This window comes from Paenarthrobacter sp. C1 (assembly GCF_049315185.1).
GTDB classification, from domain to species: Bacteria; Actinomycetota; Actinomycetes; order Actinomycetales; family Micrococcaceae; genus Arthrobacter; species Arthrobacter nicotinovorans.
Genome location: NZ_CP186052.1, coordinates 1288243 through 1315016, shown reverse-complemented (window position 1 = coordinate 1315016; position 26774 = coordinate 1288243). Strand labels below are relative to the sequence as shown.

General features: G+C 62.2%; 37 protein-coding genes and 2 tRNA genes. 3 read left to right on the top strand and 36 right to left on the bottom strand.

What is annotated here, in order from left to right; genetic code table 11:
- Nucleotides 1-78: 78 nt before the first annotated feature.
- The 34 genes from ACNAOU_RS06375 to ACNAOU_RS06210 all read right to left on the bottom strand — a co-directional run bounded on the left by ACNAOU_RS06375 (nucleotide 79) and on the right by ACNAOU_RS06210 (nucleotide 23287).
- Nucleotides 79-603, bottom strand: a complete 525-nt coding sequence (locus ACNAOU_RS06375; RefSeq protein WP_422758289.1) for a hypothetical protein — start codon at nucleotides 601-603, stop codon at nucleotides 79-81.
- A 2-nt stretch (nucleotides 604-605) separates the two neighbouring features.
- Entirely contained in the window at nucleotides 606-833 is a 228-nt protein-coding gene (locus tag ACNAOU_RS06370) for a hypothetical protein (RefSeq protein ID WP_422758288.1), read from the bottom strand.
- Nucleotides 834-879: 46 nt separating this feature from the next.
- Nucleotides 880-1317, bottom strand: coding sequence for a hypothetical protein (locus tag ACNAOU_RS06365; RefSeq protein WP_422758287.1), 438 nt, complete (start codon nucleotides 1315-1317; stop codon nucleotides 880-882).
- Nucleotides 1310-1705, bottom strand: a complete 396-nt coding sequence (locus ACNAOU_RS06360) for a hypothetical protein (protein ID WP_422758286.1) — start codon at nucleotides 1703-1705, stop codon at nucleotides 1310-1312. Before ACNAOU_RS06360 ends, ACNAOU_RS06365 begins: the two co-directional genes overlap by 8 nt.
- Nucleotides 1705-2049 carry a DUF6093 family protein gene (locus ACNAOU_RS06355; RefSeq protein WP_422758285.1) on the bottom strand — a complete coding sequence of 115 codons (345 nt, stop codon included), beginning with the start codon at nucleotides 2047-2049 and terminating at the stop codon, nucleotides 1705-1707. The genes ACNAOU_RS06360 and ACNAOU_RS06355 overlap by 1 nt, the downstream gene beginning before the upstream one ends.
- Before the next feature lie 47 nt (nucleotides 2050-2096).
- Complete coding sequence (locus ACNAOU_RS06350; RefSeq protein ID WP_422758284.1) at nucleotides 2097-2687, bottom strand: hypothetical protein; 591 nt, start codon at nucleotides 2685-2687, stop codon at nucleotides 2097-2099.
- A complete protein-coding gene (locus ACNAOU_RS06345) occupies nucleotides 2687-2860 on the bottom strand; it encodes a hypothetical protein (RefSeq protein ID WP_156369800.1) in 174 nt (57 codons plus the stop codon). Before ACNAOU_RS06345 ends, ACNAOU_RS06350 begins: the two co-directional genes overlap by 1 nt.
- A 69-nt stretch (nucleotides 2861-2929) precedes the next feature.
- Nucleotides 2930-3871 carry a phage major capsid protein gene (locus ACNAOU_RS06340; protein WP_422758283.1) on the bottom strand — a complete coding sequence of 314 codons (942 nt, stop codon included), beginning with the start codon at nucleotides 3869-3871 and terminating at the stop codon, nucleotides 2930-2932.
- A 67-nt stretch (nucleotides 3872-3938) separates the two neighbouring features.
- Entirely contained in the window at nucleotides 3939-4439 is a 501-nt protein-coding gene (locus ACNAOU_RS06335) for a hypothetical protein (protein WP_055974771.1), read from the bottom strand.
- An 86-nt stretch (nucleotides 4440-4525) separates the two neighbouring features.
- Nucleotides 4526-5794, bottom strand: a complete 1269-nt coding sequence (locus tag ACNAOU_RS06330) for a hypothetical protein (RefSeq protein WP_422758282.1) — start codon at nucleotides 5792-5794, stop codon at nucleotides 4526-4528.
- Nucleotides 5791-7170: a phage portal protein gene (locus ACNAOU_RS06325; RefSeq protein ID WP_055974766.1), complete on the bottom strand. Its 1380-nt coding sequence runs from the start codon at nucleotides 7168-7170 to the stop codon at nucleotides 5791-5793. The genes ACNAOU_RS06330 and ACNAOU_RS06325 overlap by 4 nt, the downstream gene beginning before the upstream one ends.
- A gap of 12 nt (nucleotides 7171-7182) precedes the next feature.
- Complete coding sequence (locus ACNAOU_RS06320; RefSeq protein ID WP_422758281.1) at nucleotides 7183-8934, bottom strand: terminase large subunit; 1752 nt, start codon at nucleotides 8932-8934, stop codon at nucleotides 7183-7185.
- On the bottom strand, nucleotides 8909-9508 hold the full coding sequence (locus ACNAOU_RS06315) for a phage terminase small subunit P27 family (RefSeq protein ID WP_055974760.1): 600 nt from the start codon (nucleotides 9506-9508) through the stop codon (nucleotides 8909-8911). The genes ACNAOU_RS06320 and ACNAOU_RS06315 overlap by 26 nt, the downstream gene beginning before the upstream one ends.
- Nucleotides 9509-9982: 474 nt before the next feature.
- Nucleotides 9983-10168, bottom strand: a complete 186-nt coding sequence (locus ACNAOU_RS06310) for a hypothetical protein (RefSeq protein ID WP_422758280.1) — start codon at nucleotides 10166-10168, stop codon at nucleotides 9983-9985.
- Between the two features lie 367 nt (nucleotides 10169-10535).
- Nucleotides 10536-11249: a hypothetical protein gene (locus ACNAOU_RS06305; protein WP_422758279.1), complete on the bottom strand. Its 714-nt coding sequence runs from the start codon at nucleotides 11247-11249 to the stop codon at nucleotides 10536-10538.
- Nucleotides 11246-11533: a hypothetical protein gene (locus ACNAOU_RS06300; protein ID WP_422758278.1), complete on the bottom strand. Its 288-nt coding sequence runs from the start codon at nucleotides 11531-11533 to the stop codon at nucleotides 11246-11248. Before ACNAOU_RS06300 ends, ACNAOU_RS06305 begins: the two co-directional genes overlap by 4 nt.
- A complete protein-coding gene (locus ACNAOU_RS06295) occupies nucleotides 11530-12021 on the bottom strand; it encodes a hypothetical protein (protein ID WP_422758277.1) in 492 nt (163 codons plus the stop codon). Before ACNAOU_RS06295 ends, ACNAOU_RS06300 begins: the two co-directional genes overlap by 4 nt.
- Nucleotides 12018-12581 carry a hypothetical protein gene (locus ACNAOU_RS06290; protein WP_422758276.1) on the bottom strand — a complete coding sequence of 188 codons (564 nt, stop codon included), beginning with the start codon at nucleotides 12579-12581 and terminating at the stop codon, nucleotides 12018-12020. The genes ACNAOU_RS06295 and ACNAOU_RS06290 overlap by 4 nt, the downstream gene beginning before the upstream one ends.
- Entirely contained in the window at nucleotides 12562-13002 is a 441-nt protein-coding gene (locus tag ACNAOU_RS06285) for a hypothetical protein (protein WP_422758275.1), read from the bottom strand. Before ACNAOU_RS06285 ends, ACNAOU_RS06290 begins: the two co-directional genes overlap by 20 nt.
- A gap of 336 nt (nucleotides 13003-13338) precedes the next feature.
- On the bottom strand, nucleotides 13339-15849 hold the full coding sequence (locus ACNAOU_RS06280; RefSeq protein WP_422758274.1) for a phage/plasmid primase, P4 family: 2511 nt from the start codon (nucleotides 15847-15849) through the stop codon (nucleotides 13339-13341).
- Nucleotides 15846-15968 (bottom strand): hypothetical protein, encoded by a 123-nt coding sequence (locus tag ACNAOU_RS06275; RefSeq protein WP_422758273.1) that lies wholly within the window; start codon nucleotides 15966-15968, stop codon nucleotides 15846-15848. The genes ACNAOU_RS06280 and ACNAOU_RS06275 overlap by 4 nt, the downstream gene beginning before the upstream one ends.
- 315 nt (nucleotides 15969-16283) lie before the next feature.
- A complete protein-coding gene (locus ACNAOU_RS06270) occupies nucleotides 16284-16556 on the bottom strand; it encodes a hypothetical protein (protein WP_422758272.1) in 273 nt (90 codons plus the stop codon).
- Nucleotides 16553-17650, bottom strand: a complete 1098-nt coding sequence (locus ACNAOU_RS06265) for a hypothetical protein (RefSeq protein WP_422758271.1) — start codon at nucleotides 17648-17650, stop codon at nucleotides 16553-16555. Before ACNAOU_RS06265 ends, ACNAOU_RS06270 begins: the two co-directional genes overlap by 4 nt.
- Entirely contained in the window at nucleotides 17647-18051 is a 405-nt protein-coding gene (locus tag ACNAOU_RS06260) for a hypothetical protein (protein ID WP_422758270.1), read from the bottom strand. The genes ACNAOU_RS06265 and ACNAOU_RS06260 overlap by 4 nt, the downstream gene beginning before the upstream one ends.
- A 41-nt stretch (nucleotides 18052-18092) precedes the next feature.
- Nucleotides 18093-18185: transfer RNA gene (locus ACNAOU_RS06255), tRNA-OTHER, on the bottom strand.
- A gap of 63 nt (nucleotides 18186-18248) precedes the next feature.
- Nucleotides 18249-19064: a DUF2303 family protein gene (locus ACNAOU_RS06250; protein WP_422758269.1), complete on the bottom strand. Its 816-nt coding sequence runs from the start codon at nucleotides 19062-19064 to the stop codon at nucleotides 18249-18251.
- 3 nt (nucleotides 19065-19067) lie between these two features.
- Nucleotides 19068-19421, bottom strand: a complete 354-nt coding sequence (locus tag ACNAOU_RS06245) for a hypothetical protein (protein ID WP_422758268.1) — start codon at nucleotides 19419-19421, stop codon at nucleotides 19068-19070.
- A gap of 172 nt (nucleotides 19422-19593) precedes the next feature.
- Nucleotides 19594-20190 carry a hypothetical protein gene (locus tag ACNAOU_RS06240; RefSeq protein ID WP_422758267.1) on the bottom strand — a complete coding sequence of 199 codons (597 nt, stop codon included), beginning with the start codon at nucleotides 20188-20190 and terminating at the stop codon, nucleotides 19594-19596.
- Between the two features lie 74 nt (nucleotides 20191-20264).
- A complete protein-coding gene (locus ACNAOU_RS06235) occupies nucleotides 20265-21155 on the bottom strand; it encodes a hypothetical protein (RefSeq protein ID WP_422758266.1) in 891 nt (296 codons plus the stop codon).
- Between the two features lie 24 nt (nucleotides 21156-21179).
- The gene (locus ACNAOU_RS06230; RefSeq protein ID WP_422758265.1) at nucleotides 21180-21983 is read right to left on the bottom strand and encodes a hypothetical protein; all 804 of its coding nucleotides are present in this window, start codon (nucleotides 21981-21983) and stop codon (nucleotides 21180-21182) included.
- Nucleotides 21980-22372 carry a hypothetical protein gene (locus ACNAOU_RS06225; protein ID WP_422758264.1) on the bottom strand — a complete coding sequence of 131 codons (393 nt, stop codon included), beginning with the start codon at nucleotides 22370-22372 and terminating at the stop codon, nucleotides 21980-21982. Before ACNAOU_RS06225 ends, ACNAOU_RS06230 begins: the two co-directional genes overlap by 4 nt.
- Nucleotides 22373-22531: 159 nt before the next feature.
- Nucleotides 22532-22729 carry a hypothetical protein gene (locus ACNAOU_RS06220; protein ID WP_055974712.1) on the bottom strand — a complete coding sequence of 66 codons (198 nt, stop codon included), beginning with the start codon at nucleotides 22727-22729 and terminating at the stop codon, nucleotides 22532-22534.
- The gene (locus tag ACNAOU_RS06215; protein WP_162239606.1) at nucleotides 22726-22950 is read right to left on the bottom strand and encodes a helix-turn-helix domain-containing protein; all 225 of its coding nucleotides are present in this window, start codon (nucleotides 22948-22950) and stop codon (nucleotides 22726-22728) included. The genes ACNAOU_RS06220 and ACNAOU_RS06215 overlap by 4 nt, the downstream gene beginning before the upstream one ends.
- 70 nt (nucleotides 22951-23020) lie before the next feature.
- Entirely contained in the window at nucleotides 23021-23287 is a 267-nt protein-coding gene (locus tag ACNAOU_RS06210; RefSeq protein WP_055974705.1) for a helix-turn-helix domain-containing protein, read from the bottom strand.
- 235 nt (nucleotides 23288-23522) lie between these two features.
- On the opposite strand from ACNAOU_RS06210, the gene ACNAOU_RS06205 reads away from it, so the two are divergent.
- The 3 genes from ACNAOU_RS06205 to ACNAOU_RS06195 are packed head-to-tail and all read left to right on the top strand — an operon-like array spanning nucleotide 23523 to nucleotide 25312.
- Nucleotides 23523-23807, top strand: coding sequence for a helix-turn-helix domain-containing protein (locus ACNAOU_RS06205; RefSeq protein ID WP_422758263.1), 285 nt, complete (start codon nucleotides 23523-23525; stop codon nucleotides 23805-23807).
- A gap of 3 nt (nucleotides 23808-23810) precedes the next feature.
- On the top strand, nucleotides 23811-23972 hold the full coding sequence (locus ACNAOU_RS06200; RefSeq protein WP_422758262.1) for a hypothetical protein: 162 nt from the start codon (nucleotides 23811-23813) through the stop codon (nucleotides 23970-23972).
- The gene (locus tag ACNAOU_RS06195) at nucleotides 23969-25312 is read left to right on the top strand and encodes a tyrosine-type recombinase/integrase (protein WP_422758261.1); all 1344 of its coding nucleotides are present in this window, start codon (nucleotides 23969-23971) and stop codon (nucleotides 25310-25312) included. Before ACNAOU_RS06200 ends, ACNAOU_RS06195 begins: the two co-directional genes overlap by 4 nt.
- 434 nt (nucleotides 25313-25746) lie before the next feature.
- On the opposite strand, the gene ACNAOU_RS06190 is transcribed toward ACNAOU_RS06195, so the two are convergent.
- Nucleotides 25747-25820, bottom strand: a tRNA-Leu gene (locus tag ACNAOU_RS06190).
- A gap of 21 nt (nucleotides 25821-25841) precedes the next feature.
- Nucleotides 25842-26762 (bottom strand): N-acetyltransferase, encoded by a 921-nt coding sequence (locus ACNAOU_RS06185; protein ID WP_422758260.1) that lies wholly within the window; start codon nucleotides 26760-26762, stop codon nucleotides 25842-25844.
- Between the last annotated feature and the right edge of the window lie 12 nt (nucleotides 26763-26774).

Sequence of the window (26774 nt, the reverse complement as noted above, 5' to 3'; positions counted from 1 at the left end):
TTTCGAAGTGTGTGGGTCAAGGTTTGGGAGGAACGCCGGCCGGAGGGAACCTTGGAAAACCCTCCGGCCGGCAGCTTGTTACGGCGTGGCGGCGACGATTACCGCGCGCTCGTCCACGAGGTCCTGCACGGAGAAGACCTGGCGGAACTTCTCGTAGCCTGCACCGGACGGTGCGAGGACCTGCGGGGTGTTGGTGAGGACCTGGAATACGCGGATCTCGTCACCGACAGCCCAATCAACTTCATGTGCCTTCTCGCCGTCGGCGATCTGGCCGATACGCTCCACGAGGTAGCCGCCGATGTTCTTGCCCGTGAACGTGGTCCACGCTGTGTCATCGATGGCATTCTTGAATCGGAAGAAGTTCATTGCTGCCTCGTAGTTCGTCCGGCCGGGGGCCGTCGAGTTCGAAGAAGCGCAGTACGCCGGATCGTTGATCGAGTCGTCACCAGTGGCACCGAGGGCGAAGTCAGCGGCGGTGATCAGGCAAGAGACATCCTTGCCCGCGATGATCTCCGCCAGGAGCACCTCGTGGTAGTTCGCGATGGTCGGGACCCATGCGAGTCGTCGGTTCGCGTCAGTGAGCATCTTGGGGCCGAGCACCATGGCTACTTACCTGCTTTCTTGGAAGGAACTTCAGCGAGCCGGGGGAAGCGTCCGTCCAGCCACGTCTCAGGGACGGGGTTGGGCTGCTTCTCCTTGGTCTCTTTGTCGTAGACGTAAACCCGCTTATTGGGGTTGTACTTGCGGACCGGCGTTTCGTCCGGCGTTGCGGTTTCAGTGGTGGACTCCGTCGCGCCTGCGGCAGGGTCCGTCACCTTGGATGGGGTTGCCACAATGGGCCTCCTTTGGTGGTGGCCCCGCAGGGCCGGTGTGGGTTTCCTAGCGAGCGGACACGAGGGTGAACTCGTCTACCGCGTATTGGGGATGCAAGCCGACCCCGGGAATGGTTACGTCCCGGTCGGCGCGGATGTCGAGCAGCTGCTCCTGGCGGAGGATGCCGCTTGACCAGCCGGGCACGACGAGTTTCCGGCCGTTGAGCGAGGCGCGGACGGCTTCCATGACGACGAGGACGGAATCGAACGTGAGCCCGGCGTAGGTGATCTTGAACCGGATCTCCCGGGTGTCAGGGTCACCGTTCGCAGCTTCGGTGTAGTCGCGGCCGAGGTTGCCGCCCAGGACGATATAGGGGTAGTCGTCAGCGCTGAGTTCCCCATCAGGGTTTTGCTCGGTTGATTCCCATTCTGCGACTCCGCGGAATACCGTGAAGTTGCTGCTGGGCAGAGCATCTTCGAGAGCGTCGTAGTGGGCTTTACTCACGGAGCACCAGCCCTGCGACGTTCAAGATGGCCTCTTCGAACCGGGGCGCTTCGGCCTGCAGTGCATGGAGTGGATCCACTACGGTTCCGCCGCCCCCTCGGGAACCTCCGTAAAGAGCGACACCCACAAGCGAGCCGAAACCCTCGTGGTCCAGGTAAGGGGCGATGCTGCCCTCTATCGTGTCGCCACTGCTCTTCACCCTGTAGCGGATGTCCCGGACAGCTCCTTCGAAGCTGGACCCACGGAAGCTCTCCTGAATGTCCTTCTTGATATTCAGGGAGCCCTTTTCGACTACTTTGCGGACCTCGGGAATGATCTGCTCAGCAGCTTCAAGGAACTCCTGGCCGAGCGCTTTTAGGTCGGATGCGTCCACGTTCATACCGGCCATCAGAGAACCTCCACGACTCGGCAACGCTGGGACGTTGCTTGGGATTTGTTGAAGAGCTGCTCCACCCGGTAGACCTTGCCCACCAGTTGGCCGTCCAGCTCGGAAGTCAGCATCGTGACCACATCACCCTTTCGGAAAGGCCCGGTCCCCACTGGCGTTTGCCACTGGATACCCTGCTCCGTGAACTGGTGCTCTCCGGCTTCTTTCGTGGATGCCTGGGCGAGGGTCTGCTGCAGCCGGCACTTGCCCGCATAAACTTCGGCAGAACCTCGGGTTACTTTGCCTGTCACAGGGTCAGTCACCGGCTTGGCATTGGGACGGTCCACCTTGCAGGTGTCGAGCATGTTCCTCTCAGCGGCCCGACGTCCCATCCTTGTTGCTGACGTGACGCTCACCGGAGCCTCACCGAACCTGACCTGCGGCGGTAGCGGTCTAGGGTTTCCTTCTCGGACGGCACCAGGGCAACAGCACCGGAAACGATGTTGCCGCCCATCTGGTACTGGTAGTCGTCGATGGATTCAGATCGGAGGCCGGGTGTGTCCGTGCCGTCGATGACGCGGCCAACCATTTGGCAGACCACGGCGACGACGTCTGCGGGGATCTCCTCAAAACCGTGCGTGTAGGTCACCGTGACGGCTTGGGGAGTCCACGATCTGGTTGGCCCGTTTGCCAGCCAGGAGGGGCTACCAAAGTCGATGACGCCGATGCCTCCCCAGTACCAGGACCCGCTTGGATACGTTCCGGAACCGTCTGCCCTGCTGATCAGTGAGGGTTTCTCCGCTGGGCGTTGAGGGAGTGTGACCTGCCCTCGATTGACTGCGAGGGTTGCAACGTCGTCCTCAACTTTGGTGAAGTACTGCCCGGTGTAGCCACGGACGATTGCTGAAGCGTCCTCGAGCAATGCTTCAGCCCTGTCAGCATCCACGGCATGCCCAAGACGTGCTTCTAGCTGTTCGACCGTGGCCAGCACCGGGTCAGCCACTACTTGCCCTTCGTCGTTTCAGGCGTGGGCTTGCCAGCTGTGACACCGGCTACGGAGTAGTTCTCGTTGGGGGTCTTGTCGACTTCCTCCCCAACGAAGCCCTGCTCATTGATCTTGTCGAACTTTTCCTGGACGCTGGCGACGCCTGCGTCCTTCTTTTCAGCAGTTGCCATGATGGCCTCCTTCAAGAGTTATGAGATGGGGTACGGCGGCCCCAGCTTGTGAGGCCGCCGCGGTGTTTGTTAGGCGCCCGGTGCAGTGAGGACAGCGAACGGGTAACGCTCGGCTTCCGTCGGCTTGTCGAAATTGATCGGGTTTGCCGTGGCGAACGCGACGCGGAAAACGACGCGGAGGGCAACCATGTCCTGCTGGGCAAGGTTGTAGATGATCGCGCCGGCGTTGTCCTGGATCACGGCTTCCGTGAGGACCTTGTAGGTGAGATCCCGGCGGATACCGATGATGCCTCGGCTGAAGTCGCCAGCAACGGCTTCAGCAGCCGATACGCCGGTTGGCCACAGTCCCCGCAGCGGGTACGACGGTGCGATGCCGTACACGTCAGTCTGGGAGAAGCCGTTGAGGGTCTGGCCGTCAGTGGCGCGGGCGTTACGCAGCCGACCCTTGAGCGAACGGGATGCGATGAGTCCGTTGACGTCGTAGCCGTCGTCCTCAACCAGCCCGTAAAGGGTGGAGAGGTCACCGGCGATGCCGCCTGCAGCTGCGTTCGAGGTGCCGCGGACGGCGACGTTCCCGGCAGCGGTGGCACCGGCGACGATTGCGGCCGGCCAGGAGGCAGGCTTGTTCGTGCCGAAGAACACTGCTGCGTCGAGAGCCCGGCCGATTGCTTCCTGCAGGTCGGGCTTGATTTCGGCCCAGACGTCGAAGTCGGCGTCGTCAAGAACTGCTTCGGGGATCGGCACGATAGCCGCAATTTCCTCGACATTCAGGTACTTGTTGTCCCAGTTGACCTCGGTGGTCTGCTTGAGTCCGGTATCGCCGTTGACGAAGTACGCCGTCGGGAGCGCGGACTTCACAGGCAGGCGCTGCTGCCCGCGGGACATGCGACGCTGCTTGAACAGCGTCAGGGCCGCGGAGTTCTCGTGGAGGTGGTCGAAGACCTCGGTCGAGACTTCCTCGGGAATGAGTGCGGACGCATCAGTCCTGGAAATGATGTTGTTGTACGGCACGGTGACCTCCTACGGTTTCGTGAATGTTGGAACAGCGGGCCAGCCGTGCCGGCTGGTGCTGTGGGCGTTATCCCCGGCCAGTGGCCTGACGGATGATGTTGTTCATAGATGGGGTTGCAGGTGGCGGCGTCCGATGCCCGCCGTCGAAGTCGGGGGTGACTTCGCGAGTGAGGCGTTTCGAGATTTTCTCGGCCGTCTCTTCAACCTGTTCGGCAGGGACGAACTGGAGCAGCTCCAGGTCTTCCTCGGTGAGCTTGTACTTGAGCGCGGCCCGGGTCCTCGCCAGCTCGGCTTTCGCGTCTGCGGCTTCTTTCCGTTCCTGCTCCCGCTCGGTGTTGGCCTTCTCGGCTTCCTCCTGGCGGCGCTGCTCATCGGTCTTTTGGGATTCGAGGTACTCGTTGTACTCCGCTTCCTTTGCCTTGAGATCTTCGTAGTCGGAGTACTTTGACCGTTCCCGGGTAAGTCGCTCCGTGATGATCCGGTCCAGGTCTTCCTGGCTGGCGGGTGGCTTCCACTCGTTTGCGGGTGGGGCCTGTCCCTCCGGTGTTTCCGGCGTGGTTTCAGACATCGTTCCTGCTTTCCTTTTCCGTAAGCCCGTCGGCATGACCGGCCATACGCTGGCCGTGAGCGTCCCCCGCGGTGTAGCGGGGAAATCTATTTGGCGCCCATGCTGCGGCGCGCTGTGAGTTTCCACTGGGTATCGCCCAGCACAATGGCGTTGCGGTAGTCGTTTTCGACTGCGGCGGCCAGTTCGGGCGTGAGCTTGCCCCGTCCGTAAGGGTTGCGTCCGGACCGGACCTCATCCCACCGCTGCCTGGCGTCGAACGCTCGCCGTTCGGCCTCGGTCATGGTGGCCCGGCTGGTTGGGTTCCTGACACCGGTTTCGCGCGCGTTTTCGACTGCCTGGCGTGCGCCTACGCGGGTACCACCACGGCCTAACGCGCCGAAGCCTTCGCGTTCCCCGGTGATGGATCCACCAGGGGTCTGGCCGCCGGGGAGTATGTAACCATTGGATTCGAGCAGCTTCAACGTCTTGGCGCGGTCGCCGCCTGCCTGCTGGTAGATCGCTTCCGGGGTGAGGCGGCGCTTTCCACTGTTGGACGCGCGAAACGCTCCTCTGCGGGAGGTGCCTTCCGTTGTGATCAGTCCGCCCGGTTTCATGCCGCGGCTGGAGTTGACCACTTGATAGATGTCAGCGCCGTCGCGAATAGCCTGAGCACCAGAGACGGTGTACAGCTTGTCCTGCTCACGCGTGCTCATCGAGTGGAAGTACTCGTAAGGGTCATGAACGAGGCCCTCACTTGCGCCGGCCTCGATGGCTGAACGTGTGGAGGCTACGTGGACACAATCGCATCGAGGGTGCCGGTTGAATCCTGCATTCCAGCGGTAGAACTTGCCGGCGAGGATTGAGCAGCGAGGGCAGGACGGCGGGTTGAGCATTCTTATGTAGCCGGTGTTTTGCCTGGTCGCGATATCCACGCCAGCTGCTCCCCTGCCAGCGTCAGCTATCTGGGTCCGGAGCATAGTGTCTAGGCTCAGCCGCCCTGACTTCATGGCCTTGGCTTCGGGCATGCCCTTGCCGATCAGTGCTTTCACTTTCGTGACCGGTGAGAAGAGGAGCCCTTCGAGGGTCCTGCCGTCGCTGGCCGCGCCTGCGAACGCTCCCGGGTCAACGAAGTACTGAGGTGCTTCGTAGAGGCCTTGAGCTGCGAGTGTGGCTGCGGCGTAGCCGGCGCCCGAGACGGCGGCTTCTTCCTGATACGTCGCGATAGCCGGGATGATCAGTGCCAAGTTCCGATCCCAGGAAACGCTGAGGTTGGCTAGGTCGACGTTCGCCCAAGCGCGACGGCCCACAAGAAGCGCAGCGGTTTGCAGCCGCTGTATTCGCTTGTAGTGTGCCGTCGTCGCCTCGGGGATCATCATGCCTCCGCGTCGTCACCAACCAAATCGCGGTTGATTCTGGTAAGTACCGGGTCCTCACGGCGCTCGGCGTTCCACTTCCGCCACCGGTCACGTTCCTGCGGACTTGCTCCCCAGCGCTCCCAGAGTGCTTCCTCAGGGACGCCCAGGGTGGCCATCTTGGTCAAGGAATCGACAAGCTCACCCTCGGTGCGGAACTCTGGGTTCTTCCAGATGGGCTCCATGGGCAACGGAGGCAGGTCCGCTGCTTTACGAGCCAGCCGGAACGCATCCTTGAGGCCCTCAGCGTGAGGTTTGATGCGCTGGCGAATCTTGGACACCAGCCCAGACTCAGAGGCTTTGAGCGTTTCGCCATTCACGTTGGACATCTCACCCAGCAAGTACTGAGCAGGCGTACGAGACCGTGAAGCAATGTCCTTCACGTCTTCCCGCTTGGCTGCGGAGTAAGGATCCAGCGGCGCCGCGTCCCACTGACCAAACTCAGCCTCTTTGACGTCCGTAGTGACCATACGGTCCCTGCCCACATCAATCTGCTTGGTAGGGTTTCCGTTCGCATCCTCTTCAGGCCATGCCTTAGCCCACTTCTGCGGGAAGGCACCGTAGTCCTGAGTCATCAGCCGGTCGGCGATGGTCTTGTTGGTGCGGTCCTGGATGTCAATGAGGTCGTGAATCTCCGAAACGCCGCCGGTGAGGAGGCGCGGATTGTTCGGCAGCTCCACGAACGTCACTTCAGTGAGCGGATTCTTTGCCGGCCATGTTTCCTTGCCAACAACCCGGGGTACCCAGCGGATCCTGTCAGTCTCAGACTGGCTGTTCACCGGACGCTCTGATTCGAACTTCCAAATGTAGCCGTCGTACTGCAGCGTGGAGTTGAGCTTGCCGGTCCAATCGTCCTGCCATACCTTGAGGCCCGCGATGCGCTTGTTCCGGCCGGTTCCTGGAGCGTACTCAACGATGACCTGCGAGGGGTGTTCGATCCACATCAGCGGACGCTTGGCATTGTCAGGGTTCGGGGCAACCAGAAGGTAGGCCTGCCCAGCGATGGTGGCTTCCAAGATGCCTTGGTCGAAGTCGGAATCGAGGTGGTTCTCTTCCCAGATTGCCCACATTTCCGCGTCGGCTTCCATGGTGTCACCAACACGGATTCCCTCGAAGTGCATGCGTTCCACTTGGGAATCGCACACGAGGCCCATGTAGTTCGACCTGGTCATCTTCAGGATGCGCCGGAATTCCTCCTGCGCCTGCGGGGCAAGCCACGGAAGTGGATGATCACCACGGTAGTAGCGGTCATACAACTCGATATCAGCGGCACGCTGTGCGAGCTTCTTGTGGAGCCGGTAAACCCACCATTCAGGGGAAAGCGGTTCGAACTTAGGCACCCTTTGCCCCTCTCATTGGCTGGAAACTTTTCCTCGGACCCGGGTGAGGTCAGATTCCTTCTTGGCTACGCGGATGCGGCCGTCGAGCCCGGTGACTGCGGCTTGGATGCCGTCGATTCGGGTGACGCTCTTTTGCCGGTCAGGTTTGACTGGCCGGATGTTGTCGAGGCCGTCGTTCTTGACCTCAACCACGGAAGCCATCCATCTGGTCACCGGATTCGTCTGGATCGCGACTGACTTGGCGCCGATGAGGCGTTCCACTTCCTTGCACGCAGGGGATAGACCCATGAAGGTCTGAGCCACTGGTGCGATGTCCACGCCGTTCAGTTCCTCGTCGAGGTCTTGCACCAGCTGGCCAGCGAACATGCGGTCGTAGGAGACTCGCTGCATGTCGAAGTGGTGGCAATCGCCGATCGCTTTTGCCTTCACCGAGCTGTAGTCGATGACGTCCCCCTCGGTGGCAGTCACGAACCCTTGGTCAATCCACTCTTGGAGAGGCACCATGAGCTGCTTCTCCAAGGCTTCGACTCGCTCCCCCGGCACCCAATAATGGGTGAGGAGGTCCAGTTCGCGGCCCGGGGTTCGGGATTCTACCCACACCGCCCAGGCGGTGAAGTCGGCAACGGCGGAAAGGTCCAAGCCTGCCCAGGCACGCCGGCCACGCAGCGAGGCACGGTCAACGTCAACCGTCAGCGCATCAATCTTGTTCAGGTCAAGCCAACGGGTCTGCGAGCGCATGCGCAGATTCAGCGACAACCGGCAGTACGTCGGGAAGTACGTCGGCGAGGACTGCGCTTTCAGTGCTTCACGCTGCAAGTACGCCTTGGTCGGCGACTTGCCATAGCCCGGGTTGGCTTTCTTCTGCGTGGCTTCGGAGAACGGGTCGTCAGTTTCGGCGGCCGCCCAGATAACGCCGTAGTGCGCAGGGTCTTTGACGATGCCGTTGGCCACGTTTCGCGTGTAGACGTGCTTCTCGTCGTAGATCGTGCCCTCTTCCGCTTCGTCAGCGGTAGTGATGAACACGATGAGCGGCTGGTCGCGCGCGCCGACGCCCGTTTCGATGGCTTCCACCAGGGCACGGCGCAGCTTGAGGGTGTGCACCTCGTCGATGGTTGCAGCGGAGACATTCAGGCCGTGCGCGGTTTCAGCGACTCGGGACAGGACGCGGAGAATGCTGCCAGTCTTGGGGACGCGGACAACATCCTTGAGTGGCTCGATGCGCTTGGCAGCAGCCCGGGAAGTCTGGAGCATGCGCTTGGCATCTTCGAACACGCGGCCGGCCTGCAGCGCGGAGCCGGCCGCGTTGTAAACCTCGGCACCAGCTTCACCGTCAGCGAGAAGCATGACGCCTGAGATGGCCGAGGTGAGGGTGGACTTGCCGTTCTTACGCGGGATCTCGATCCACACTGTCCGGATGACGCGCACGACAATGTCGATTTCCGCGTCGTAGTAGACCCAGCCGAACACCGGGGCCATGATCCAAACAACCTGCCACGGGTCCAGGCCCTCGCCCAGTTTCATGGGCAGCCCGGCCCACCGGCCCTTGGTGTGCTTGAAAGCGCCAATCGCGCGGAGCGCTTTGCGTGCCCGCTCGACGTCGAACCATGCGTCCGGGTGCTGGTCAGCTTGGAAGCCGATGACCAGCGGAGCCCGTTCGACGCCGTCCATGATTTGCTCATGGGTCATGCCCAGCTCTACCAGGGCCTCGTAAGGAACCGGTAGCTGGTCGAGTAGTTCCTTAGTCGAACGGATCGTCGTCGTCATCGTCGTCCTTCCGAGACGGGACACCCGTCCGGGCAGAAGGAGACAAGCCGAGCTCACGGATGTAGGTCTTGAACTGAGTGCGGTAGGCAGTGGCCACCGTCGTCAAAGGGTTCCGGCACGGGCCGCGCTGGCCCTCAACGATCAGGCCTTCCCGGCTGATCTGCCGCTCACACCATTCCAGGCGTGCCACGCAAACGCAGAGATCCACGACGGTGGCGAAGTCAAGGTTGCCGAGGCCCACAGACACCTTGAGGATGGGGACCACGCGTGCCCACTCTTCGCCGGCGCGCTTGCGGCTGAACTTGGAAGCTTCCGCAGCCACAGCCTTGCGGCTCCAGCGGTCCAAGTCCCATTCGTACATGGCCAATTGCTTCTGGAACTCTTCGAAGCTGCCCGCGTCGTTGAGCTTCGGCTTGGAAGGCTTACGGCCAACCTGGCCAATCGGGAATTCGGCGGCCCAGTCAGGCTCATCGAAGGTAGCCGGCGGGACAACGATGTGCTCCGGAATCGGACGCTTCGAAGGGTTGCCTTCGCGGACGATTTGCAGGGCTGGTTTACGGGCCGGACCAGGCATGAAAAACCTCCCTGATCAAAAAGCTCTAACCTGCGGCAGTAGGAAAAACCCTCCCCGGCGGTCCGGCAAGGGTGGGGGCGGAGGGGTCACCCCCCACCCCCTGAGCGCCCTAGAAAGGCGGCGGTGTTGGTAGTTGCTGTCGATGTGATTTGAGGCCCGCTGCGCGCCTGTTGCATCCGTTGGCGTGCTCGGGTCCTCGGTACTTGGCGCGGTCGTTATCGTCGTGTCCTAGGTCCCATGCTTGGCCCTTGAGGATCAGCTCATCGCAACGCCAGCACCTGATGGATCCAGTGGCAACTGATGGTGCCCACTGTCTGCGGAGTTGGTCGTGCTTGCGGTCGTAGCCTCGCTGTTGCCTGCTGCCTCGTTGCTGTTCGTGCTGCTGCCCGTGCTTGGTGCAGCGTCGCTGTCCTGGTTGCAGCAGCTCTGGGCATCCGGGTGTGGGGCATGGCTTGCGTGGTGCGTGCGGCATGGTCAGTCGAAGGTGTCGATGCGGACGACAGCAGCCTTCACGACGTAGGCCATGCCAGTGTCGAGGGCGAAGCTGAGGAGGGTGGTGCGCTCGTTGCCGAACTCGTTGAGGAGTTCCATGAAGGATCCTTGGTCGAAGTCCTTGATGTCGAGCTGTCCGCCGTCTGTGGTGTGGATGGCGATCTTCATGTGACACCTCGCTCTGTTCAGTGGAATGAGTGAGGCCCGGCTGCTATGGGGAACAGCCGGGCCTCGGTGCCTGTGGAAGAGCAGGCTTTGTATCTCATGGAGGGATCTCTTGGTATCCCCGCAAGCTGTGCCGGAATCGAACCGGCCACGGTCTTGGTTGCCCTCACGTGCGCCCCGTCAGCCTGGCCACCGCCACTTGCGAACGTGTGACCGTCGGCGCAATGGGTGGCTATTCACTTGTCGTCAGCACCTGAAAGAAGCCCCAGCTCCTGAAAAAGGTATGGCTCGACGTGCTTCTAAGGATATCAGAGCGCTAACCTGTGGATAACCTTTTGTACCCAAACAGGTTCATGCGCGTGTCGCTGGGTTAGACGGCTCGTTGTAGCTGAGCTGACAGGCTTTCTGCCCTGCGTTGTTCTGCGTGCTGGATGCTCTTAGCCAGCCACTCCCATTCGTGGAACGGCCATGCTGGCATCCCGCGATGCCAGGTGCCGCAGCCTGCATGATCCGGGTTGCACGTTCCGGACTCGCACCTGATGATGGGCTGGCCGTTACCCTCGGGCCCGATGAGCCGGACGTAGAGGCTGGGCTGGTCGCACCATGGGCAGTCCGTCTTGAGTCGCTGGCCTACTCCGATCTCCGAGAAGTGGTGGGCGAGGCCGGCGCGCAGCCTGGCTACCTCCTCCTCTATTGCCTCCCCCAGCTCGGGCTTGACGTCGCTGAAGTGTGAGCGCACATACCGGATGAGCAGGAGCGGGTCATCGTAGCGGTGGCGTGCAGCTCGGATGATCACCGCCTGATGCTGCAGCTCCTCGGCCATGGTGCGGGCGAGCCTGACCATGGTAGCGGTGAGGTCGATGGCGCGGTCCAGTGCGTCAAGGTGAATGGGTGCTGGCGATTCGCCGAGGGTGAAGGCGCCGCGTTCCAGTTTCTCCAGTCGGGCGAGTTCGTCCAGGCGTCCGCGTTGTTCGAGGGTGAGGGTGGGTTCGCGCCATGGTTTGGGTGTGCCGCGGTGGATGGTGGCGCGGAGGTCTGACCAGCGGTCGTAGATCCAGTTGAGGTCATCGATGACGGTTCTCATTCGGACCCCTCGTCATAGTGGGGCAGGGTGATGAATCGACGGAGGATTACCTCTCGATCTTCGATCTGCACTGCTGCCTTTTGGTCGATGAACTCTGGCCGGCGGCAGAACATCCGCCACGCCTGAGATTCGTTGGCGTGGTACTCGGCGGCGAGCTCGGCATCGTCCAGGCGCTTGTCTAGCTCTTCCACGCAGTCAACGCATCTAACCCTGAGGGCACAATCGGCGGACATTTCGCATCCGCCTTCTGGGTAGATCGTGAGTTCAAGAGGTTTCTTACTCATGCTGCTTTCCTTTCGAGGGTGTCGCTGGTGAGTACGGCGAGGGCGTAGGCCTGCCAGATGTCGGCGGCGAATCCGTAGAACCATCCGGGGTTTGCTTTGGTGCCTTTGCCGCGGTTGGGTTCTCCGCAGGCGAAGCGGTCGATAAGTGCCTGGATGATGTTGGCGTCTTTGGCGCTGGTGGCGTTGCAGTGGTGGAGTTTTACTTCGCGGCGGTAGACGAGGTCGTAGTTGGCGTACTCGGCGACTCGATTTTTGTGGTGCTGGATGAACCGGCCGATCCAGACGCAGGTGTCGAAGACTTCCTTGCCGACGGCCATGCCATAGGAGGCGATCATCTCGATACTGAGGTGGTCGTAGCTGGTGAACCTGATGAGCTCAAGTACTTCCTCGTTGGGGATCTTGCCAACCTTGATTGGCCGGCAGGTGCCCGGCTCGATCAGGGCGTAGCCGGAGTGGGTGTTCCCAGGGTCGATGGCGAGGAGGCTCAATTCTTGCCCTTCTTCTTGAGCTTGATGTTGCGAACCTCGCCGGACGGGATGAGGCTTTGAAGGCCTTCGTGCTGGGCGTGAGCTTCGTGCTTGGAGCGGACAACTTTGACGGTCTTCCAATTGCCCGTGAAGTGGTCGAGCATCTCCCAGGAGAGTTTCCACTTTTCGTTGTCGACTTCGACGTACTCGACTCCGCAGATGCAGTAGGCGTCTCTGGTGCTTTTCAGCTCTGGGCGGCTGTCACGATCGCCAGTCCAGACGCTGCTGTGTCCGTACCCTCCACCGGTGGGGCAGACGTAGTTGGTGAATGGCTTGAGGTTGTTTAGCTCGAGGTGGTCGCCCTGGTCGTAGGTCAGCTTGCAGGTACCGCAGAGCCGCTTGCCGGCCTGCCAGTTGGTAGAGAACTTGAAGTAGTGTGCAACCTCTTTGGCTTGCTTGCGATCGTGGATGTTCTGGACGAGTCGCTGGCCTTCGACGTCGTTGACCATGCCGTCGATCTGCTGGAGCGCTGGCATGAGGTCAGCTTCCGGGAGCTGAGGGTTAGAAGTCTGGTTCTGCATTGGGTGTCTCCTTGGTGGTTGGTCGTTGGATGAAGCCTGGGAATCTTGCGCCGCATTGGTGGGCTGGGATGACTGTGCGGCCTTTGTGGTCTGGTGGTCGTGGCCCGTGCTTGTGCGCGTCCCGCCTGTCGTGGAGTTCGTAGGCTTGGCCTCTGGGTTTGAGGGTGAAGGTTGGCCGGCCGATGATCATGCAGGCGAGTTCTTGTTGCGGGGAAAGCGGTGTGGGGTCTGCGGTGACCATGCCTGCGCACATGTCCGCGTCCATGCCGTGGAGTGTGAGTTCTTGGCAGGTGTTGCAGCGTTCCCACCTAGCGGCTCGGAAACCGCCGGTCTTGTTTTCGAGGAGGGTCTTGAGCCAGTCATCTTTGCCTGGCGTGCGTGTGGTGCGCTTCGGCGTGGAGAACAGAGCTGGTTGGTTCATTTTCAGGTTCGCCCTAACCGAGTGACGCTAGGGACATGACTCTTGTTGAGTCCGACCGTGGGTGCGTGCGCCCGCAGTGAAACTGATAAGTCAGATTTCGTGTCACCGTGTCACTAGTAAGGTTGCTTAGGACTTTAGTGACATAACTTTTGTTGCTTGTCCTACGCGTGCGCGCACGTAGGCTATCCGACGAATCTCGCGTCACTCGTGTCACTCCCCTGATTTCATGCGGAGAATTTGCTGTCACTCGGATGCAGCCCTGTCTGTGGATAAGTGCCTGATGTGGGCATGCGGGTGCCTGGGCGTGCTGGGATACGGCGCCGTGTGTCGAGGCCACTACCAGCCTCCTCGGTCGCCGTCGTGGTCGTCCTGTTCGGTCTTTGCCGAGAGCAGAGTGACTCCGCCGTAGCGTCGGGTGCCTCCGGTTCCTCGGGGCGCGTTGGGTCCGGTGAGGACGCCGTGGCGGGCGATCTGGGATTGGAAGGCGCGTCCTCTGAGGGGTGTTTCGCCGTTGTCGAGGCACCACCGTTCGTAGGCTGCCCTGATGGCTGAGACGTCGGTGGCGAGGTGGGCTGCGGCGTCTCCTGGGTGGAGGGTGCATTCTTCCTCGAGGAACCTGCCGACGGTGTCCACGGAGTGTGCGTAGTCGGCGGTGGCTGCTTTGACGCCTGCTGGTTCTTGTAGGCCGGTGGCTGCGTAGGCTGCGGCTCCTCGGGCTATCCATGCCATGACGGCTGGGCCGTGGGATCTGGCGAGGATGCCTTGGAGGTCGTCTATTCGTTTGTCGTCGGGGACGGTGTGGGTGAAGGGGATGAGGCGTAGGCGTCTCCAGAATGAGTGTCCGCCGGATTCGACGGCTGGTTGGTGGTTGCCGAGGAGCCACAGCTGGTGGGTGGGTGTGAAGGTGAAGTCGTCCTGGCGCATGAACCGTGCGGTGAGGGTGTCACCGCCGGCCAGGAGCTTGACCTTGGCTTCGTCGAAGCGGTCGGTTTCGTTGACTTCGGAGCAGATCACGAACCGGACCCCTGCGAGGCGGGCTATTTCGGTGGTGTGCGCTGAGTAGTTGGTGGCCATGAGGAACCCGTTGGGTGAGGTGGTGGCGTAGTCGCCCAGGACGGCGCGGATGGTTTCAAGAAGCACACCCTTGCCATTACCGCCGCCGCCGTAACCGAACGGGAGGAGGTGTTCGCGGACCTCGCCGACGGCCGAGTATCCGATGAGGCGTTGCATGTAGCCGATGAGCTCCTCACCTTCTGGGAAGGTTTGGGCGAGGAAGGTGTCCCACATGGTGGAGTCGGCGGTGAAGTCCGGGGCGCAGGTGGTGATGCGGGTGTGGAGCTTCGCCGGATCCGGTGGGGAAAGCTGCCCGGTGCGGAGGTCGATGATGCCGCCAGGGGTGTTCAGCTCCCAGGGGTGGGCGTCAAGCATGTCAATAGTGACGGTGATGCGCGGGTCCGTTTGGGCTTGGGTGAGCATGTCAGAGGTGCCCTTGGCCGAGAGGGCCCGGCGCTTGTGGTTCTGCGCTTCGGTGCCGGCTTCTGGCAAGGCCCTTGCAATAGCTTTGGCGTACTCCCGGGCAGCGCCGCCGGTGCCTTGCTGCCACTGCCACACGTTCCCTGACCATGCGAGCCACCGGCCACGGTCGGAGCAGTACCGGAGCCGGCCACCGTACTCGTCGATGAGTGCCTGGGCGTTGCCGTCGTCGGACCGGGCAAGGGTCACGGTGGCGTCGCGGTGATCGTCGAGCTGGTGCACGGTGGCCAGCGCGGATGTCCCCGCCGTCTGCATAATTTCGGACGGTTGGTGCATATTCGGGGTCGATGTCACGGTTACGGGTGGTGTTGTGACGAGTTTGCCGGGTAGCGGTACGCGGACGGGGCGCTGTGGTTCGGACCCGTGCCCGGCTTTACGGAGCGCCGAGGCCGCTGCTGCGTGGTCCCCGCGGTGGTGCAGGAGGGCGTAGGCCCCGAACTTCGTGTACGGGGTTTCCTGCTCAAACTCGGTCGAGGAGGTGAATACGAACAGGCGGTCGCGGTCCTCGGCGTTGCCTGTGGTGGCGGAGATGCCGAGGTTCTTCCCGGGCCTGCGCCAGTAGGTGGTGCGTCCGGAGGTGAAGAGCTTCGTCCAGCCTGCGGGGCCGAGGATGTCCGGCCAGGTGGTCTTGTTCTCGTAATCGTCACCCGGGGTGGTGCCCTCGAGCGGATCCCGTTCAGTGGTGGTGACGCTGAAGGCCTGCTGTGTTGCTGCGGGTGTGTATTCGTTGAGGGTGCCGAGGATGGAGTGGAACGCTTCGCGCTCATCCGGGCTGATGGTCGGGATGGACTCCGGACCACCAGCCACGCGCACCCAAGGTTTGCCGGTCGGGTGGACCGAACCGGCGGAGGGTGCGACGACAACGAATCCGCCCTGGGAGCGGGTCTCGGCGAGGGTTTCCTTGTTCGCAGCCTTGGCGAGTTTGGTGTTGCCAGGGAACTTAAAGTTCTCGGGGTAGTCAATCTTGTAGAACCAGTGCCACCCGCCGGAGGGTGACTGTTCGAGCCAGCCGTTGCAGAGCTTGGCCCACAGTTCGCCCATGCCGGAGTCGGTGGCCAGTTGCGCGATTTCGGGAAGTCGGTCGGCGCCGCGGCCTTCGACTTCGGCCATTTCGACGTTGCCGGAGATGGTGCCGGTGATGATGCCGACGCCGTAGTCGCCCTGGCTGAACCATTCGGCGAGCTTGGCGTTGGATGCGCGGAGGGTCTGGTATTCCTTCCAGTTGCCGGCGGGGCGTTTGGTGCCGTCGGTCATGACCGGGACGACTGACAGTCCCGCTGCGGCGAGGGCTTGGGCTGCGTGGAGGGTGCTCAACTGGCGGCTTCCTTATCGGTGAGTATCTGGGCCAGCTGCTCCGGTGGAAGCATCTGGAGTTTGCGTGCGAGGTGTGGGCAGTTGATCGCGAGTTCCGCGAGCCGCTCCACGGTGGTCATTCCGGCTCATCGAGTTTTGCTGGGACCTTCTCGGTCCGGTCAGTCACCTTGTAGGGCACCGTGTAGCCGAGGCTCTCCGCCAGTTGCCGGCGCGCCTCCATGTGTCCCTGCCAGCGGTAGTAGTCGGCGTCGTCGTTAGAAATGGGGCCGCTTGCACGTACTCGCTGCGCTGATTGATGTGGTCGAGTACCGCCTGCGGTAGTTCCTCTGACTTGGCAATGGCCCTGTCCCGCTGCTCTTCCAGCGCAATAGCGAGGGTGATGAGCTGCTTGCGTGTGAGCTTGTGAAAGGACTTGGCCGGGTATTCAATCACGCTCATGCTGACTCCTCGATTGCGGTGGTAAGTAGGTGCTTGGCGAAAGCCGCATTTACCGCGGCGACGGTGACCGGGTCCTGGGCAGGGGTGAAGGTCTCTACCTCCCAGGAGCAGCCGGTGCAGGTGTGGACGTTGTTGCCGCTGATGAGCCGGTGGTTGTGGATGTGGTCCGGGACCTGTTCAAGAGGCCGGTCTGATTCGAACGCGCGGCCGCACTTGCATCCGGTGAGGAACATCCTGATGTTCCCGGTGCTGATCTGCTTGTTCCTCATGCTGCCCGGCTTCCTTTGCTGGCCTTCCGACCGTTCTCGCGGTTGTCAGTCTTGACGCGGGTAACCAGGTCACCGCGTCCCATGCGGTGGAGCTGGCGTTCGATGGACTGCCAAGGGTTGCCGAGGCGTTCGGAGATTTCATCGATGCTGGCGCCGGTCTTGTGCATGAACTCGACGTCCTCGGCGATGGTGTCGCGCAGCTTGAGCTTCGTGCCAAGCTCTGGCTGCGCGTCCGGATTGTCGATCGTGTCGTCATCCCACGCCAGGGGCGATGCCCAGCCGCGGGCCTTGGCGTGATTGCGTGCCCTGGTGGCTGAGGTCTTGCTGTGCCAGTCCGTGCCGGTTTGGGGCTGGTTCCAGAGGCGCTCATAGAGTTCATGGATGCTGATGACGCGACGGACGGTGCACTGGTCAGCGTTCATCATGGCGCCGAAATTAGACCGGTTCATCCCGAGCTTCTGCGCCAGGCGCTGCTGTGACCAGCCAATAGCCACGAGGGCCTGCAGCCGGCGGATGGCACCAGTGGAATCGATGTACCGGTTGGGTGCCATGTTCTCCAAGGTCGGCTTGATAGCCAGGATCTTCGCCGCGGTGTTCTTGTGGACGCGACGGTAAGCGGTGTGCCCGCGTTCGGTGCGTCCGTAGACGACGGCGGACACTGCGGAGTGGGACATCCCGGCTACCGCTGCGAGTCGTTTCATGGATACGCCGGCTTCCATGAGGGCGAGGATGTGCGCGCGAACTTCGGTGGCGTCAACCCGTCCGGTGTCATACCTGCCGAAGGCGATTTGCTTGTTCCTGTTGTTCTCGGCCAGGGTCGCTGCATCAGTGCAGGAACGGCAGCGGCACTTGTCGACAACGTAGGCGAGGCGGGTGCCGTGGACGTGGTTGGCGATCTTGCACTGGCAGTCCCTCTTGATGCCTTCACGGGTCTTACGTGCTTCCACCCTGGCGGCGCGGTCCTGAATCTCCCGCTGCCGTTCGCAGGAGTGCTTACGGAGGGAGTGCTCAGCGATGCCAGGCGTGCGCGCAGTCTTGCTGAAGCCGCATTCGTGGGTGACTGTGGTTTTGATCTCCTTGACGCGCCGGCTCATGCCTGGGCCTCCGCTACTTCCTTCTCGACGTCCTCGAGGTGGATGGCATAGACGTGGGCGTAGTTGGCGAGGGTGGAGTTGGTGTCGCCGACGATTTCCATGAGCTGGCCGGGGCGGGCTTTGCTCCGGATGGAGTCCTGGACTTTCTTGGCTGCCTTCTCGGCTTCTTCGCGGAGGGCGAGGATGGTTGCCAGTGATACGCGGAGGGTCTGCGCTTTGAGATTGCGGATCTCGCAGGGCTGAGCCCAGCGGTTGGTGTAGCCGTCGCCCAAGTACTTGGAGAGGTGCAGGTCCTTGATGCTGCCGTCATGGTTGCGGTTGACCTTGACGATCTCCCAGACGGTCTTGCCGCTGCCGAAGGTGCATGTCATGCCTTCGTGGGGTGTGGTGTCCTGAGCCATTGCTGTGGCTCCTTTCGGTTAGGTGAGGTTGGTTGTCGTGGTGGTGGGCCTGCCCGGATTCGAACCGGGTCCCGTCCGTTGCCGCCTGAAATGGGGGAATTGGAGCTTCGGGTGGTGGGTTGCCTATCAGGCCCTGTTCTGGCACAGCCCCAGGCGCTCGGGCCAGGTAACGAGGCTGTGCCAGTTCCTTGGGGGTGTTAGCCAGCGTTCAGGTAGAGGAAGTCCCGCTGTGCCGTGTAGTCGCTCACTTCCTTGGCGACGCTTTCAAATGCATCCTCGATGACCTTCTCCGGGTCCTGCAGCTTGTAGCCGAGGGTGAGTTGGCTGCCTTGGAGTCGGTACCGGAAGATCGCGTTCACTGCGTACTGTTCGCCGTTCTTGAACGGGCGCAGGGCAAGGGTGATCTTCTCGGGGATGCTCAGCTGGCCAACGTTGCCGGCGGTCGCTGTGGTGTTCTCTCGGTAACCGAACTGGACGTTGCCGTCGGCGAGGCGGGTGCCTGACTCGAACTCCACGCCGCGCTTCACCTGAAGGGATTGTGCGATTTCGAGTACTTCGGCGCTGGACGGGTTGACTATGTCCTTGGCGTTGTCCTCGATGAACTCTGCGAAGTCGGCCTGCGTCATCAGCTTTCCGGAGCGCTCGGACCAGCGGAGCCATTCGGGGGACTTGGACAGGCGGAGGGTGGCGGTGTGGTCGCCCCAGCCGGGGTGCTCGGAGTCGCCGGCGTTGAGGGATGCGAGGAAGGTGCCTGCGGTGACGTTGGCGATGACTTCGGTTTCGTCGATGCGTCCATGCTTGTCCAGGTACTGCTTGAAGGAGTCGAAGTCGGCGACGATGGTTGCGCCCTTCTTCCTCAGGGGCGTGGATGCGTAGTCGAGGGTGTCGATCTGCTTCACTCCGCCGAACTGGTCAGCGACGAGGAACAGTTTCCCGGCTTCCAGCTCTGCGGGGTCGTGGGCTTGCTGGGCGTACTGGGCGACAGCCTCAGCTTCGGTGCGTGCTTCGGTCATGGGTTAGTTCACTTCCTTGAGCTGGCGGACTTCGGCGGGTGCGGAGACGTCGCGGAGTCCTTCGAGTTCGGGCTGGTTGGGGTTGGACCGGGACAGGTTGCCGGAGTCGTCCTTGAAGTAGATGCGTGCGCCGCGGTCGTGGGCGGGTACCTTGACGGTGACGTTGTCGCTGATGCGGAATACGCCGGAGGCTTTCTTGTCCGGGTCGATCTTGATGGTGAGGGTGACGGAGCCGGGCTTGCCGGTTTCCTCGACGGCGGCGATGACCTGGTGCAGGCCTTCGGTGAGTTCCTCATGTGCTCGGCCTTGCTGGGCGAGGAAGTCTGCGAAGGGTTTGGCGTGCGGTTCAGTGCTCACGGTTCTTCCTTTACGAGTGCGGGGTTTCGGACGAATGGGTTCGGTGCTGCGGCTGGTGCTTGCTCTGTGCGGGGCGGGAGGTCCGGCCAGTGGTGTGGCTGGAAGGCGATTGCTGCCGCCTGCTCGTGGAACTCCCTCTGAGTGAGTGGGAAGTTCTTGTGCGGTCCCGCCACTAGAACTGTCGGCCGTGCTTATGCGGACGCGTGGCGTTGTAGGTCATCTTTTCGAGGACCAGCGCTCCGAGGTCCACTCCTGTCAGGTAGGCCAAGTCGGCGATGCGGATAACCGCGTCAGCCAGCTCGACACCGAATCCTTCGGGCTTCAGTACTGGGCGGCTTCCTTCATGAGGAAGGGCATCATCGATCGGTTCCCAGTCCTGGTTGAACCAAGTACGGTGTTCTTCGGTAGCGACAGACCCCGGGTAGGGCTGCAGCTTTACCACGTTGGAGTAGTAGACATCTTTGGCTGAGTGCCCGCTGCGGATCTCGCCCAGGGCTTCCGAGATCTCCTCATGGATCAGGGCGAGCTTTTCGACGATGGCACGGCGCATTTCGCCGGCGTCGTGGCTGCGCTCGTAGGGCTCGCCCTCGCCGTTATAGCTCGGCCAATCCTGATGGAAACCTTTGTTCCGCGAGTTGCTGCCCGCAGCGTCGGTCAAGAGCTCAAGGCCGCGCCCGATTACTGCCTTCTGGATAGCGTCTGGGGCGCCCGACTTGGCTGTGTGGCCGACCCAGTTGCCGATGGTGTCTGCTTCTACGTTGTTCGTCATGGTGTGTCCTTTGGGTTGAGGTTGGTTGCGGTGCCCGGCCGGCTGCTTGACCGGGCACCGCGGGTTGGGTGGTGCTAGCTGATGGCGCGGATGGCAGCGATGGCTGCGTGCGGTGCGCCGGTTGTCTGGTTGATGGTGTTGTCATCCATGCCTTGGGCGATGAGCGCCTGGATCTGGACGGCGTCCACTCCCCCGCCTTGCTGGGCGGGTGCTTGCTGCTGCGCTGGCGGCTGCTGCTGGAACTGCTGAACCGGTGCCTGCTGCTGAGGGGCAGCGATCTCGCCCGTGTTGGTGTTGACCTGCACCGGCGGCTGGTACTGATGCTGCGGTGCCGCAACCTGCGGCTGAGTCCAAGCGGGTGCTTGCTGCTGCACTGGCGGCTGCGGCTGGAACTGCTGAACCGGTGCCTGCTGCTGAGGGGCAGCCTGCGGCGGCGGGTTGAACTCGTTGTATTGCTGGGCCGGGGCTTGCTGCTGTGCAGGCTGGGCCTGCGGCTGCTGGAACGCGCCACCACCCGGGGCTGGCACCTGGTACTGGGCCGCGTACAGCTTGCGCGGGTTCTGCGGATTCTGTGACTGAGGGTCGAATCCAGTGAAGGTCACGGCGAGGAACCCGCCAGGGAGCGGGGTCGGAGCCTTCACCGCTTCGCAGGCATCCATGATGGCCGCGAGCTGCCCTCCGGCCTTCTGGTTTACGGTGACTACGGTGGTGCGAAGTCCGGTGTCCTCGGGGTCCTGCGGATCCCGTTCCTGGGTCTGGAGCGTGATCCACACTTCCATGACCGGATCACCAGACGGCCAGAAGTCCAGTTCCCGCTTGGCCTGCGGGTTGGGATTGAACTTGGTGGCCTGCTTTTGGTCGCTGATTTCGGTGATGGTGCCGGCTACCGTGTCGCCGGGCTGACCGAATTTGACGAACTTGCTGTTGCCGCGCTTCTTGAAAGCGTCGAGTCCGTTGCCGTTCATGTGGTTTGTTCTCCTGTTACTTGGTTAGCGACGTGCGAATGGGTTGGTTTGCTGGAGCTGAGTGACTCGGTTCTGAGGTGCGCACCAGTTGCAGAACCGGTCGTCACAGAGGGGGTAGAGGCTCAGTGCCTGCTCCAGTCCGATGGCTTTCTGTAGGCCGTCGAGCTGGTTCATGCGTGCCAGGGTGTCGAGTGCAACTTGTTGGCTGTACGGCTCGGACCAGACGTAGGAATCGGAGAGCTCGCCGTCCCGGGGAATGAAGAAGATCATCACCAGGTCGACTTGCCAGCCCTCCAGTTCCCAGCCGCGCCCGTAGAGGTGGGCTTGTTTCTTGTACTGGTTGCTTGGGCCTTTGGACTTGTAGCCCTTGAGTCGGCTTGGGCCTACGAACTTCCAGTCGCCGACGGCGTGGCCCCAGGCGTCGAAGAGGTCCGTGGATCCTTTGTGGTCCTCGCCGCTGATCTGGCCAACAACAACGGATTGTTCGCACAACCAGCGGTTCTCCTCGGAAGAACCTTTTGCGGCTGCCTTGGTGAACCAGCGTTCTTGCTGGTCGTGGAGGGCAGTGCCAACCTGTGGTTTCCAAGCTGGCCCGCGGGGCGGTTCCGGTGTGCGGGCCAGCTTGTGCAGTACTGCCCGGTTGCAGTCGATGCCCATCTCTGACGGGCCGATGCGCTTCTGCAGCGAGCGGGGCTGGTTGACCATTTCCTCGATCATGATGTCGAAGGCTTGGTCGGCGATGCTCTTGGCGCGGGCCCCGAACTCGTGGTCTGCGTCGAGGTAATAGGAGTGCTTGTGCCGCACCCCCTCCGAGTTGACCAGGGTCACTTGATGGATACCTTCGGGTCACCGGTGCCCTCGACCATGAACTGGTCCTTGAGCTTCGGCGGAACGGAAGCGGTGTCGATGACTGCCTTATAGAGTGCCGGGTTCATCTCCACCGGGTAGGACGCCATGAAGGCGGAGGAGTCAAAGGACCGGCTGGGGTTGGTGATGCTCACGGTGACGTTGCCGAACTTGTGCTTCCCGATGGGGAGGATCTGCCGGACCTTTGCTTTGAGGCTGTCGATCTCTGTGACGTGCTTCTTTGCTTCGGCCGCCAGTGCGGCGACGTCGGCCTCGTGCTGTGCGATGAGCGAAGCGAGCCAGGTGATCTGCTCTTCAACGGTCCCGGCAGGGACGCCTTCAACGGTGGTGGTGGATACTTCGGTGGTCATGGTGTTCCTTGTCTGGTGTTAGAGCTGGTCGTCGTTGTCATCGAATGGGGCTTCGGTTGGCCCGGACACGATGAGGAGCGCGGCAATTGCGGCGAAGAGGGAGCAGGACGCCTGCCATGGCCCAGAAGCCTGGGACTTCCCAGAAGGCGTCGATGCTGTTCATGGTTTGGCCGGCTTGCCTGCGAGCGGTTCACGGTGGGCGCGGTACTTGGCTTTGCCCTTGCGGAGCCGTGCCCTTTCGACGGCTTCCTGTGAGCGGTGGTAGCGCTCGGCCCAGTGCTCCATGTAGGAGACGCGGCTGGTGTCAGCCCTGCGTCCCTGCGTGGTTGCAGCTTCGGCCTGCGCGGTGGCGCTCATGCGGCTATCCCGGTGGTTCGGGCCTCGACCCAGGCGCGGAGGCTGTCGTCGCGTATGCGCAACTTCTTCTGGGTGTCGGTGCCCAGGTTTACGGTGGGGATCTCGTTGCCGCGGATCCGCTCGTACAGGAAGTTGAGCGAAACTCCGAGCTGCTTGGCCGCGTCGGCCACGGTGTGCAGCGGGAGCGCTGAGGACTGGAGTGTTTCTGTGGAGGTAGACAAGGTATGCTCCTTGGTGAGGTTGGTTTTCAACAGAGTCCCTCGCCTAGTTGCTGCTAGGCGGGGGACTTTTTTATTCGCCGTAGCCGGTGCCAGGTGCTGGGGCGATGATCCGGATGACCGGCACCTCCAGCCACTTGGCAATCTCTTCGAGCTCGTTGATGGTCATGTAGCCATCTCCGTTGAGACGCCGGACGGCTGTGTCACGGGAGACGTTCAGCTGTCGGGCGAGGTCAGGGATGCTGAGTTTCTTCGCACCCATGAGTCCCCGAATTTCGGTTGCCGCTTTCTCGGCGGCGGTTGCGGGTGGCTTATTGAGTACTGGTTCCGTGGTTTCCAAGTAGTGCGCTTCCTTCGTATGAGTACTGCGAGGGGGGTAAACAGGTATGAACCATGCTGGAAACCTAACCCATATAAGTACAGATGACAACTCACAGGGTTAAGTGAGCGTGTTTACGCTTAATCGTGCGTATATACGTTTATGTGTGTATGCTGAGCTAGTTAACGACGCCGTATAGGTTAAAACGGGCGTCTAGGGAGTTATTTGAGTGGGAGATGGGTTAGTGTCTATGAATATGCCGCTAGGAAAAGAAGAGAAATCCGGTCCGCTCGCTGTTGCTGTCGCCGCCGAGGTTCGCGCAGCTATGGGCCGCGCTCGTGTTAGCGGGAACCAGCTCTCAAAGCTGACCGGAATGTCGCAGAACTACATCGCCACTCGCTTACGTGATGAAGCAGCGTTCACCATCAGTGACATCCAGAGAATCTGCGATGCCCTGAAGGAGGACTACCGCGCGATCTTCCTGGCCGCCACCGACCGCTTGAGCGAAGAAACCAACACCAACACCGAGGGCCAGGACTAACCCATGGCAACCGCAGCCCCGAAGAGCCCCAGTGACTCCAAGGTCGAGCCGCATCAACTGTTCGGCTACCTCATGGCCGAACTTGAATCACGAGGCACCATTACTATCGATGCCTGGAACGCCGCCGTGGACGCACTGGCTGGCACAAAGCGATACACCGCATGAGCTCGACAGAAGAAAAACAAGCCCGACGGCCCAAGGGCGAAGGCACAGCACCTCGACAGCTCGCTGACGGACGCTGGCGCTCTGAACTCACCATTGGGACCGATGCCAACGGCAAGCGCGAACGCAAGGTCGTCTACGGCGCCACCAAATCTGAATGCTCCAAGAACCTCCGCGCCGTCATCGCGGACCGTGACAACGGGATCCTCACCAACGGACGTCCGCCAACCCTCGCGGAGTGGATGCATCACTGGCTGGAGAACATCGCCCCTACTAAAGTGCGCCCGCGAACCCTCGTTGGTTACCGCTCCTACGTGCGCACGTGGGTAGATACGTCCAAGGTCGCCAAGACGCGCCTGGACAAGTTGACGCCTGAACACCTCGAGCAGCTCTACAAGCCGATGCGCGATGCCGGCCGCTCAGAGTCCACCGTCGCGCAGCTGCACCGCATACTTTCCCGCGCACTCACCGTGGCTGTCCGCCGCGGACGCGTGGCCACCAACCCGGCCCAGCGCATGGACGCACCACAGCAAGCCTCCTTCGATCCGGAGGTCCTCTCCCCCGATGACGCGCGCAAGCTGCGAGTCGCGGCAGAGAACACCCCCGGCGGCGCCCGGTGGCTCATCGCCCTTGCCCTCGGCCTACGCCAAGGCGAAGCACTCGGCCTCGCCTGGGACAAGATCGACATCGAAGGCGGACAGATCCTCGTCCACCGCGAGCTCTACTCGCTGCCCTGGGAACACGGCTGCCCCGAATCGGAAGCAGACCCCAAGGCCAAGAAGCCTTGCGGACGTCGCGCCGATCACTGCAAGGACCGCCACTCCGGTGGGCGGTTCGTCGGTGCGCCGAAGTCGGACGCCGGCAAGCGCACCGTGCCGCTGCCGGAGCAGCTGGTGCCGGCCTTGCTGCAGCACCGCGCGGAGCAGCTCCGTGCCCGGGCCGAGGAGGGCACCCGCTGGCGTGGCTTCACGGCCGCCGGCGGCGAGAAGCTGGACCTTGTGTTCTGTCAGCGCGACGGCAACGCCATTCAGGCGTCCAAGGATTGGCAGTCGTGGCAGGAGTTCCTCAAGGCCTCCGGTGTGCCAGCTGTCCGCGTGCACGACGCCAGGCACACCGCCGCCACCCTGCTCCTCCTGATGGGCGTGGACGGCCGTGTTGTCATGGACATCATGGGATGGTCCGTGGCGTCCATGCTCAAGCGCTACCAGCACGTCCTCGACGTCATGCGCGTAGACGCTGGTAAGAAGATGGGCGCGGCCCTCTGGACCGCCCCAGCCGAGCCGGAACCGGACAACGGCGGAGTGGTCTCCATGGCAGACTTCCGCGCCCGCAAGAAGGCGTAGCTGACACCCAGTTTGTATGCGTTACGGAAGTCGCGGGATAATGAAGTCAGCAGAGGTTAAGGCCCCGGCAGGAAATGTTTCCTGTCGGGGCCTTTTTGTCTGTCCGTCCGTTTATGTTGAAGGTTCAAACCGAGGGGGTTTTATTGATGGTTGATCGGATTCGGCCTGTGCTGGGATGCGGGCCGGACGGGTGCACGCAGTCTGTCATGCGAGGGAAAGGGGAGTTCGGCACTGTCGTCGAAGTCCTGGAGATTGACGGAGGCGAGGTGTGGGAGATCCGATGGCCGGACGAAAGTACGGACCTTTGGTTTCAGGCATCAAGCACATAGACCACCAAATAGACCACCAGCCTTAGCAGCGGGGCTGGTGTCAGGTCAAAAGAAAAGACCTCCGAATCCCTTTAGTTTCAAGGGATTCGGAGGTCTTTTTGTCTGTGCCCCAGGTGGGACTCGAACCCACAACACGCGGATTTTAAGTCCGCTGCCTCTGCCAATTGGGCTACTGGGGCGCCCGGACCATGGTATCCCAGCTACAGCCGGTTGAAGGGTTCGGCGTACCGGAAGGTGCCGTGAACGCCGTCGGGCCAGTCCGGCAGTGCCAGCAGCTGGAAGTGATCTCCCCACCCCGTTTCCGGTGGTGCCACGCCCAGGGGCCTTGCCGGCACGAAGCCGAACCGCTGATAGTAGCCCGGGCTTCCCAGCAGCGCGATCCCCGGTTCCCCCATGGCGGTGGCACGGGCCACCGTCTCGCGCATGAGGGCAGAACCGACACCACGGCCCTGGAACTGCGGAAGAACGCCGATCGGCCCCAGCCCAAGGAGCTCCAGGTCCCCCACCCACCCCCGGGTTGAGATCGCATGGCCCACTATTTCGCCGCCTGCCTCAGCCACCACACTGAGTTCCGGAAGGTACCCGCTGCAGTCGAAGAGTTCCCGGAGCAGCCCTGCTTCAATCGGAACGCCCTCCACCGGCTCGCCCGTCACCGGCGATATGGCGAAAGCGCGCGCGGTCAGTTCCAGGATCTCCGGGCGGTCTGCCGGCCGCTCAGTGCGCAGGACCAGACCCTGCGCCAGCAGCCGCAACACACCCATCGCCCGCGGCGCGTCCGCCACCGGCACCAGCAGGTGGTCGTGGTGGAATCCGGCAAGGACGTTGCAGCTGATGCCCGCGTGCGTGAGCGCTGCGCTGACTGCAGCGGTCAGTCCCACGGCTTCCAGCGCGGAGTGGACCTGCAGCGTAATCCACGAGGCCACAAAGTCGTAGCTGAGGCCGAGCCTGTCCGCCTCATCGCGGTGCAGCACCACCGTCAGGCCCTCGGCCTCCCGGACAGCGGCCTCGATGGCGCCTTCCAATGGACGCCCGTGGGGCCAGAGCGCGTACACATAGTCGCCGTCGCGGAATACGGGGTGCAGGGATTCCAGCAGGGTGGTCAGATCTGTTTCACCGGGCATGGCTTCAGTCTA